The 7975-nt window shown below is 42.0% G+C and carries 8 protein-coding genes; all 8 read left to right on the top strand.

Annotated features, from left to right (window positions below; all coding sequences use genetic code 11):
• Positions 1-393: zinc ribbon domain-containing protein (locus G399_RS0109500; protein WP_026843614.1), on the top strand; the 393-nt coding region annotated here is incomplete at its 5' end.
• 13 nt (positions 394-406) lie between these two features.
• The gene (gene upp, locus G399_RS0109495) at positions 407-1036 is read left to right on the top strand and encodes a uracil phosphoribosyltransferase (protein WP_006015240.1); all 630 of its coding nucleotides are present in this window, start codon (positions 407-409) and stop codon (positions 1034-1036) included.
• Between the two features lie 246 nt (positions 1037-1282).
• Positions 1283-3769, top strand: coding sequence for an intermembrane phospholipid transport YdbH family protein (locus G399_RS0109490; protein ID WP_006015242.1), 2487 nt, complete (start codon positions 1283-1285; stop codon positions 3767-3769).
• A 2-nt stretch (positions 3770-3771) separates the two neighbouring features.
• Positions 3772-3951, top strand: a complete 180-nt coding sequence (locus G399_RS0109485) for a YnbE family lipoprotein (RefSeq protein ID WP_006015244.1) — start codon at positions 3772-3774, stop codon at positions 3949-3951.
• A gap of 9 nt (positions 3952-3960) precedes the next feature.
• Positions 3961-4287: a YdbL family probable chaperone protein gene (locus G399_RS0109480; RefSeq protein ID WP_006015247.1), complete on the top strand. Its 327-nt coding sequence runs from the start codon at positions 3961-3963 to the stop codon at positions 4285-4287.
• Positions 4288-4435: 148 nt separating this feature from the next.
• Positions 4436-5806, top strand: coding sequence for a TolC family protein (locus G399_RS0109475; RefSeq protein ID WP_006015250.1), 1371 nt, complete (start codon positions 4436-4438; stop codon positions 5804-5806).
• A 15-nt stretch (positions 5807-5821) separates the two neighbouring features.
• Positions 5822-6796, top strand: coding sequence for an HlyD family secretion protein (locus G399_RS0109470; RefSeq protein WP_006015254.1), 975 nt, complete (start codon positions 5822-5824; stop codon positions 6794-6796).
• Between the two features lie 23 nt (positions 6797-6819).
• Entirely contained in the window at positions 6820-7959 is a 1140-nt protein-coding gene (locus G399_RS0109465) for an ABC transporter permease (protein ID WP_006015256.1), read from the top strand.
• The last annotated feature ends 16 nt before the right edge of the window (positions 7960-7975 follow it).

The following is a 7975-nucleotide window of genomic DNA, read 5'->3' as shown; positions in this document are numbered from 1 at the left end:
ATACTCGATCAGGGCTGGGGAGAATTCAGGCGGCAGCTGGACTACAAGGTGGCATGGAACGGTGGTATGCTGCTTGCGGTGCCGCCGCACCACACCAGCCAAACATGCCCGTGCTGCGGGCATGTCAGTAAAGACAATCGACTCACGCAAGCACAGTTCCTGTGCGTCGATCGTGGTTATGCAAATAACGCCGATGTGGTCGGCGCGATCAATGTTTTAGAGCGAGGATATCGCTTGTTAGCCTGTGGAGAGTCGGCGCAGTCAGGCCGCTCTGTGAAGCAGGAACCCACCGAAGGTAGGGCGCAGAAGTTGCGTTCACCCGCAGGGATCCCCGCCCTTCAGGGCGGGGAGGATGTCAAAAGTATCCTTATCAATATCAAATACAGGTTTTAGTAAAGGGATTACCATGTCAATCTATGAAATAAAGCACCCGCTCATTCAACATAAAATTGGTTTGATGCGCGCTTATGGTGTCAGTAGTAAAGATTTTAGAGAACTCGCGAGTGAAGTCGCTAACTTACTCACATATGAGGCTACGCGTGAGCTACAAGTTGAAGATATCAAGATTAAAGGGTGGGCAGGTGAGCCTATTTCGGTCAACCAAATTAAAGGCAAAAAAATAACAGTGGTGCCGATTTTACGGGCGGGTTTAGGCATGCTCGATGGTGTTTTGAGCTTGGTTCCTAATGCCAAAATTAGTGTGGTAGGCCTATATCGAGATGAGGAAACGCTGCAGCCGGTGGCTTATTTCGACAAAGTAGTTAGTGATATTGACTCACGCATTGCTCTGATTGTTGACCCGATGTTGGCCACCGGTGGCACCTTAATCGCGACAATTGATTTACTTAAAAGCAAAGGTTGTAAGCATATTTTAGGTTTGTTTTTGGTAGCAGCCCCTGAGGGAATAGAAGCCGTTGTCAAAGCACATTCTGATGTTGATATATATGTGGCCGCTATTGACGACCGACTGAATGACCAGGGCTATATTTTGCCAGGCTTAGGTGACGCTGGTGATAAAATTTTTGGTACGCGCTAATTCACAAACCACACAAGAAAAGGCTATTTGCGACCGACAAGATTTATGCTGCAATGTCTGCTAACAGTCAAAAATCGCGTCGAGTCGTGTGATGCTTAAAGATACCTTTACGTGATAATATCTGTAGTTGAATTAAGTCTGGTGACTTTTTGTTTTTAAAAGGGATTTAATCTGAATACGTCCTTACAAATACGTTGGCTTAGGGGAGGGGTAATTGCACTACTAAGTAGTGCTGTTTTGGTACTCGTGACTTTGCTGAGCGGCTATGTGTTTAGAGTGTCACTTGCTAAGTGGGTAATTGCAGACTCCTTGCCAAAGGGCGCGCAAGTTACCTGCCTTGAATTTGATTTAGGGTTGTCGCCTACGCTTTCTATAAATGAGCTATGCCTAAATACACAGTCTGTCGATATTGAAATTCATAATGCTAGCTGGTTTTTAGATAACTGGCGACGTAAAACGAGTCGCTTGAATATCGATAAACTGCGGATTAATCATAAAAATACTGACACTCAAGTAGGCGCTGCACCAGTTTCGCTGGAACTACCCAATATTGCTTTGCCTGCTAGCTTGCCTCGGATTACCATTAAGTCGCTTAACCTTCAGTCATATTTTTTGCAGCAGCCATTGGAGCTTGCGTTAAAACAAAGGTCAGCATCGAATTTTATGCTGTCAGGCGATGTTAACGCAACTGCAGACTACATCGATGGGACACTGCAGGGGACGATAAACTGGACACCGAGCCGAGTCATCGAGCAAAGCCAACTGTTGCAAGAAAAAACCCAATTTTTGCACCAGCGCCTGAACTGGCAGGCTTTGATTAATACCAAGATAGATAGCCAGTTTGCTATGGCGGGAAATCGTATTGAAACGTCACATAGCTTGCACATTAAACCGCAAGTCAAGCTCGAAAGTTGTCCCATTAGCGTTGAGGCTAAAGGTAAACTCCTAATTGATCTGACATTGCCTAATTTTGAGGCGCGCATTGATGCCAGCGATTTTCCAATATCAGCGGATCTGGCAGAATGTCAGCTCATACCAGCACAGCTAAAGGATCTTAAAATAGCCACGGCACTTTTAACCGCAACACAGCCCCTCATTATAAAAGGGAATGCTTTATTGACCAGCAGCGTCGAATTATTCCTGCCTGAATTTCAGCTAAATCCGATAGTGACACTATCAGCTATTGAACTCGGGTTTGATCAAAGTTTATCACTGGATTACGCATTCGATCTGGCCGCGAGTTTAGCTGATTTGCGAAATGATAAGCTGGCGTTAAACGGTGAAGTAGCAATCAACTCCAATGGCAAACTAACCAAAAACGATAATAATTGGACTATGGTATCTGGATCAGCAGAAATGCAGGTCAGCGCACCCGCTACTCGCTGGGCCATTGCAGATAGTCTGACTAACTCATTTAACTATCGAGTATCGTTTTCAAATACTGACAAGCTCGACTTATCGCTGTCGGGTCGGCAACATATAAGCGGCATTAAAACGACATCACAATTGGGTTCGATAATTCAGCTCAGTGAGATAAAGACCGATTGGCAGATGTCAAATTCGGCTGCTAAAACGTGGCAAATTAAACTAATTAACAAGATCCCTGATGTGATTTTTGCGCAGACAAAGCTGGTTAAACTTATCAATACCAGTGATATTATTATCAAAGCGGACAGTGGGCTGCAGTTAACCGGGCAATCAACACTGGAGAGTATTGGGTATACTGATAAAAAGCTCAATAAGCTAACTTTTGAGCATGAGTTAAGCGCAAATCTGTCGACTATGAAAACGGCGGGTAAGCATAGCCTTCAGTTGGGATCTGGTTTAAGTATGCAAATTAATCATACAGAAAAAGACGTCAAGGTGCTGATGGCGGAGCAGCAAATCAAGTCCTTACACAACCTAGTTAATCAGTTCAATAGCAAAGTACAACTATTGGCAGGTACCTTCAGCAGTGAACTTTCAGGCACGTTTTCATCTTCAAATTATTCTGGCACCTTGAAGTTGACAGACACCAGCTTAACATATGATGATTTTGAGGTACTTTTCCTGCAATTAAATGAAGGTTTCAGTTTCAATTCAGCTGGGCTTCAGCTAAGCCGTGGCAAAATTAATATAGAGGAAATCAATGTTGGTATCCCGATCCGTAAGGTAGCATTGATTGTGGATATTGTTGATAGCGTAGCGAAACTTGAATCAGCTGAAGGTGAACTTATTGGTGGCACTTTTAAAGTCACCAACCTATGGTTTGATGGCAGAAAGCAGCGTACTAATATCAGTGTCAGCAGCCTAGACTTAGCCGATATAGCGGCGCTGCAAAAACAGCAGGGTATACAGGTGACTGGAGAAATGTCCGGCATATTACCTTTTCAGCTTGGCTCTGAGAATGGAATTATTCAACATGGCATGCTTGCCAGCGATGGCCCGGGGAAGCTAAAAATACAGGATAACGCAGCCTTTGATTTAATTAAAAATCAACAGAAAGAGCTATCATTTTTGCAAAACGTTGAGTATCGCAAACTATCCAGCAAAGTCGAATTAGCTTCTGATGGCTGGTTGGATTTAGAACTCTCCATCGCCGGACGTAATCCGGAAAAGGAGCAAGAAGTGATATTTAACTATGGTCATAAAGAAAATATATTTACCTTGCTGAAATCCCTTAGGATAACCGGTTCAATACAAGACTCTATTGAAAAACGAATTGAAAAACGCTACTTGGAAAAAGGAAAATAAACGTGAGAATCTTAGCTATAACCATCGGTTTTGTGCTCTTAAGTGCATGTACTCATACGGTACAGCTTGAAACAAAAGAGCCCATTACTATAAATATTAATGTCAAAATAGATCATGAAATTCGGGTCAAAGTTGACAAGGAACTGGATGATATTTTCAGTGACGACAGCAAATTATTTTAGGAGTAAAACATGAAAACAATGACAACTTTAAAAACGCTACTGCTTGCCGCCATTCTATTCAGCGCTACCGCTTTCGCAATCGAGCTTGATTCGGCAAAAGCAACGGGCTTAGTAGGCGAACAGGAAAATGGTTATCTAGGAGCGGTTGTTATGAGCACTGAAGTCATGACATTGATCACTGATATCAACGCAAAACGTAAAGCCAAATATCAGGAACTGGCGACTAAAAACAGTATTACCTTGAGTCAGGTAGAATTACTCGCTGCTAAAAAAGCGTATGAGAAAACTGAGGCTGGCCATTATCTGCGTAGTAATGGACAGTGGATCAAGAAATGATATAAGCGATCCGCCATAAAAATTGATATGAGTCAATACTGACGTTGTTAAGCCTCTGAATTTATTATTATACTTGCTTTACCTATAAGGTGGCGTTGCATTACGTGATATTATTAAGTGGATAAATACTTAGGGGAATGCGCGAAACATGAAACTGAAGATTTCACTCTTATTTTTCGGACTATTTTTTTGGTTATTTTTGCTAAATATGCCAAGTGCTCACTCTGCTGAAGCACAGGCAAGTCACCTTTCATTTTCAGACGCTTGGAAGCTCCTGCAAAAAAGCAACAATTCTTTGGCTGCTCAGTCCGCTAATGTTGACCGTTACAAATATTTACAAGAAGCTAAAGAGGATTTGAACTTACCTTCAGTTTCATTAGGTGCTAATTATACGCGCCTAAACGATGATATAACTTTGTTAGGCAGTCAAATTTCAGAGAGTCTTGCCGGGCTTACCTCAACGGTTGAAGATAAAGATGTGTATTTCTCGTCCGTGCGTGTCATTTGGCCCATTTATACCGGCGGTAAAATAACAGCAGCTCAAAATGCGGCAAAAGGGCGATTCGATGAAGCGCAAGGCCAACTTGGTATGGAAACCCACGTTCGATTTGAAGAACTGAGTCAATATTATTTTTCAGTTTTGTTGGCTGAAGACGTCCTAAAAGCACGAAAAAATGTTGAAACAGGCCTTAAACAGCATCTTGATTTTGCCATAAAACTCGAAGAGCAAGGGCAGGTTGCCCGTATTGAGCGTTTACAAGCAGAGGCCTCTTTGGATAAAGCGCATGTTGATTACAAGAAAGCGCAAAAAGATTTAGATATTACGTCATCCGCGCTAAGCCAAATCTTAAATCAAGAAACGGTAGTTCTACCCAGAGACGCACTCTTTATCAACAGCACAATGCCATCAATGCATAGCTTTATTGAGAAAACACTCAATACCTATCCTGGTTTAGATATCCTTGATTCTAAAAAGAAACAAGCGAGCAGCTTAATCGCGGCTGAAAAAAGTAAATACTACCCTAATGTGTTTTTATACGGCGATTATAATATTTATGAACAAGACTCATTAACCAGTGAGCTAAAACCTGATTGGTTTATAGGAATAGGTGTAAACGTCACATTATTTGATAATTCGGGTCGCGCTGATAACGTCAAGGCAGCGCACAGTGCGGTTTATCAAGTTCAATATTTAAAAGCACAAGCTAAACAAGATTTGAAAGTGTTAGTTCAAAAAACCTATCTTGAGGCACAACAAGCGATTGAAGAAGTTATTGGGCTTGATTCTAGTTTAGCGTTAGCAAGAGAAAACCTACTTTTGCGCAAAAAAGGATTTACCCAAGGACTGTCTAATTCACTTGATGTTGTTGATGCTGAGCTATACCTATCAAGCATCCAAACCCAACAATCTGTTGCTCGATTTCAATACATAAGCTCATTAACCAAACTGCTTGCATTAAGCGGTGAAATGAATACGTTTACGCATTATCAAAATACGGCCTTATCAACAGACTTCTAGGAATAAAAGGACATTATGAAAAAGATAAAAATTGGCGTTATGGTATTAGCAGTCGTGTTATTAATCGGCTGGTTATCTTTTCGTTTTTATCAAGCGTATCAACCTCAGCCTGTTCGTCTTCAAGGTCAAATTCAAGCTCAACAATATAGTATTTCCTCCAAAGTATCGGGTCGGATTGACCAAGTGTTCGTGCGAAAAGGGGATATAGTAAGCAAGTCACAATTGATATTTACATTATTTAGCCCTGAAATTGCAGCGAAGCTTGACCAAGCCATTGCTGGGCAAAAAGCCGCTGGCGCCATGGCGAAAGAAGCAGAAAAAGGTTCCAGAACACAACAAATTCAGGCATCAAAAGACCAATGGTTAACAGCAAAATCAGCTGCGCAATTAATGGAAAAAACTTACCAACGTATTAATAATTTATACAATGATGGTGTTGTTGCCGAACAAAAAAGAGACGAGGCAAATACTCAGCGACAGGCAGCAAAATATACCGAGAATGCGGCATTTCAAATGTATCAATTAATGCAAGAAGGCGTGCGTGAAGAAACCATAGTGGCAGCCCAACAGAAAGAAATTATGGCCGCAGGCGTTGTAGCGGAAGTACAAGCTTCTGTTGCTGACACAAAAATAACCAGTTGGTTTAACGGTGAAGTTTCACAGGTCCTACTCAACAGCGGAGAACTCGCGCCTCAAGGATTTCCAGTTGTCACCATCATCGATACAAAAGACGCTTGGGCGGTGTTGAATGTGCGAGAAGATTTACTAAACAACTTTGAAAAAGGAAGGCGCTTTACGGCTTATCTCCCTGCTTTAGATAAGCGTATCATTTTTGAAGTGTCGCACGTCGCCGTAATGGGCGATTTCGCTACATGGCGCTCAACAGACGCAACACAAGGTTTTGATTTACGTACCTTTGAAGTTGAAGCAAGGCCGGTCGAGTCAATTGATAATTTACGCATGGGTATGAGTGTGATGGTAGAACTCTAAGTTAATTTATTTGGAAGAAAGCAATGACTTTTCGAGCACAATGGCAACTGTTTTACCGAGATAAGTGGCTATTCTCTTGCCTTACTTGGGTACCTATTTTATTGGCACTTTCTATTTGGGCAATTTTTTTTCATGGCACTGCCCGCGATTTGCCTATCGGTGTTGTTGATTTATCTCACAGCCAATTATCCAGAACAATAAGTCGTCAATTAGATGCCAGTGCGACTCTAGCGGTCAATGACAACTATTCAGATGTAAGCCAAGCAAAAAATGCCTTAATCAGCGGTGATATTTACGCATATGTTGTTATTCCTGGGCAATTTGATCGAGATATTTATAGAGGACAATCGCCACAAATTTCGGCCTTTTATAACAGCCAATATATTTTAGTTGGCAAACTAGTCAGCTCAGCGATTATTAGCGCCGTAGGCACTGCTAATGCACAAATAGAGGTGTTGGGATCTCTTTCTGATGGCAATACTACAACACAAAGTGCCGTCGGCAGAGCGTTGACTATAAGAACTCAAATTACGCCGTTATTTAATAAAAACACCAATTATACGCAGTTTCTTGTTTCCGCCATTATTCCCGCGCTCTGGCAAATTTTTATTGTTGCTGGCACGATATTAATTATCACTGCCAATGCCGCCAATAAAGGCGCTGCCGCCGGGTCAACTAGATTATCCGTAGGGCAGGTGATGACTACCTTGAGTTTTTATATACCGTTGTTTCTGCTGCAGGGGGCACTTTTTTTACTTTGGTTTTATGTTGGCTTTGATTGGCCAATGAATGGCAGTTTTGTGGCCTTACTGTTTGCTCAATTTGTCACCTGTATAGCGTGTATGATCATGGGCGCATTTTTCTATTTTCTAACGCATGATGCTGCCAGAGCAATCAGTGTAGCTGGCGCGTTTACGGCACCCAGTTTCGCATTTATGGGTATCACATTTCCGGTTACTGATATGAATACGGCCGCTCTAATTTGGCGAAGTTTATTACCTATCAGTCACTATATTGAAGTGCAAGTGAGTCAGGTTAGCTACGGTGTTTCTTGGATAGTCGCATTGACGCAATTACTGCCCATGCTTGGCTACTTGTTGCCTTTATTCCTAACTTACTTGTTGATAACAAAACGGCGTAATAGCAGTGAGCTTGCCGTATGAAGAAGCTTGCCGTATG

The sequence above is a fragment of the Brumicola pallidula DSM 14239 = ACAM 615 genome (assembly GCF_000428905.1).
Classification (GTDB): Bacteria; Pseudomonadota; Gammaproteobacteria; order Enterobacterales; family Alteromonadaceae; genus Glaciecola; species Glaciecola pallidula.
The sequence above is the reverse complement of the archived record's forward strand: the minus strand, read 5'-3'. Positions and strand labels throughout refer to the sequence as shown.

Bases quoted from the DNA above. Each gene is read 5' to 3' on its own strand.
- G399_RS0109475 (WP_006015250.1), top strand. From the start codon at position 4,436: ATGAAACTGAAGATTTCACTCTTATTTTTCGGACTATTTTTTTGGTTA.
- G399_RS0109465 (WP_006015256.1), top strand. From the start codon at position 6,820: ATGACTTTTCGAGCACAATGGCAACTGTTTTACCGAGATAAGTGGCTA.
- G399_RS0109480 (WP_006015247.1), top strand. From the start codon at position 3,961: ATGAAAACAATGACAACTTTAAAAACGCTACTGCTTGCCGCCATTCTA.
- G399_RS0109470 (WP_006015254.1), top strand. From the start codon at position 5,822: ATGAAAAAGATAAAAATTGGCGTTATGGTATTAGCAGTCGTGTTATTA.
- upp (WP_006015240.1), top strand. From the start codon at position 407: ATGTCAATCTATGAAATAAAGCACCCGCTCATTCAACATAAAATTGGT.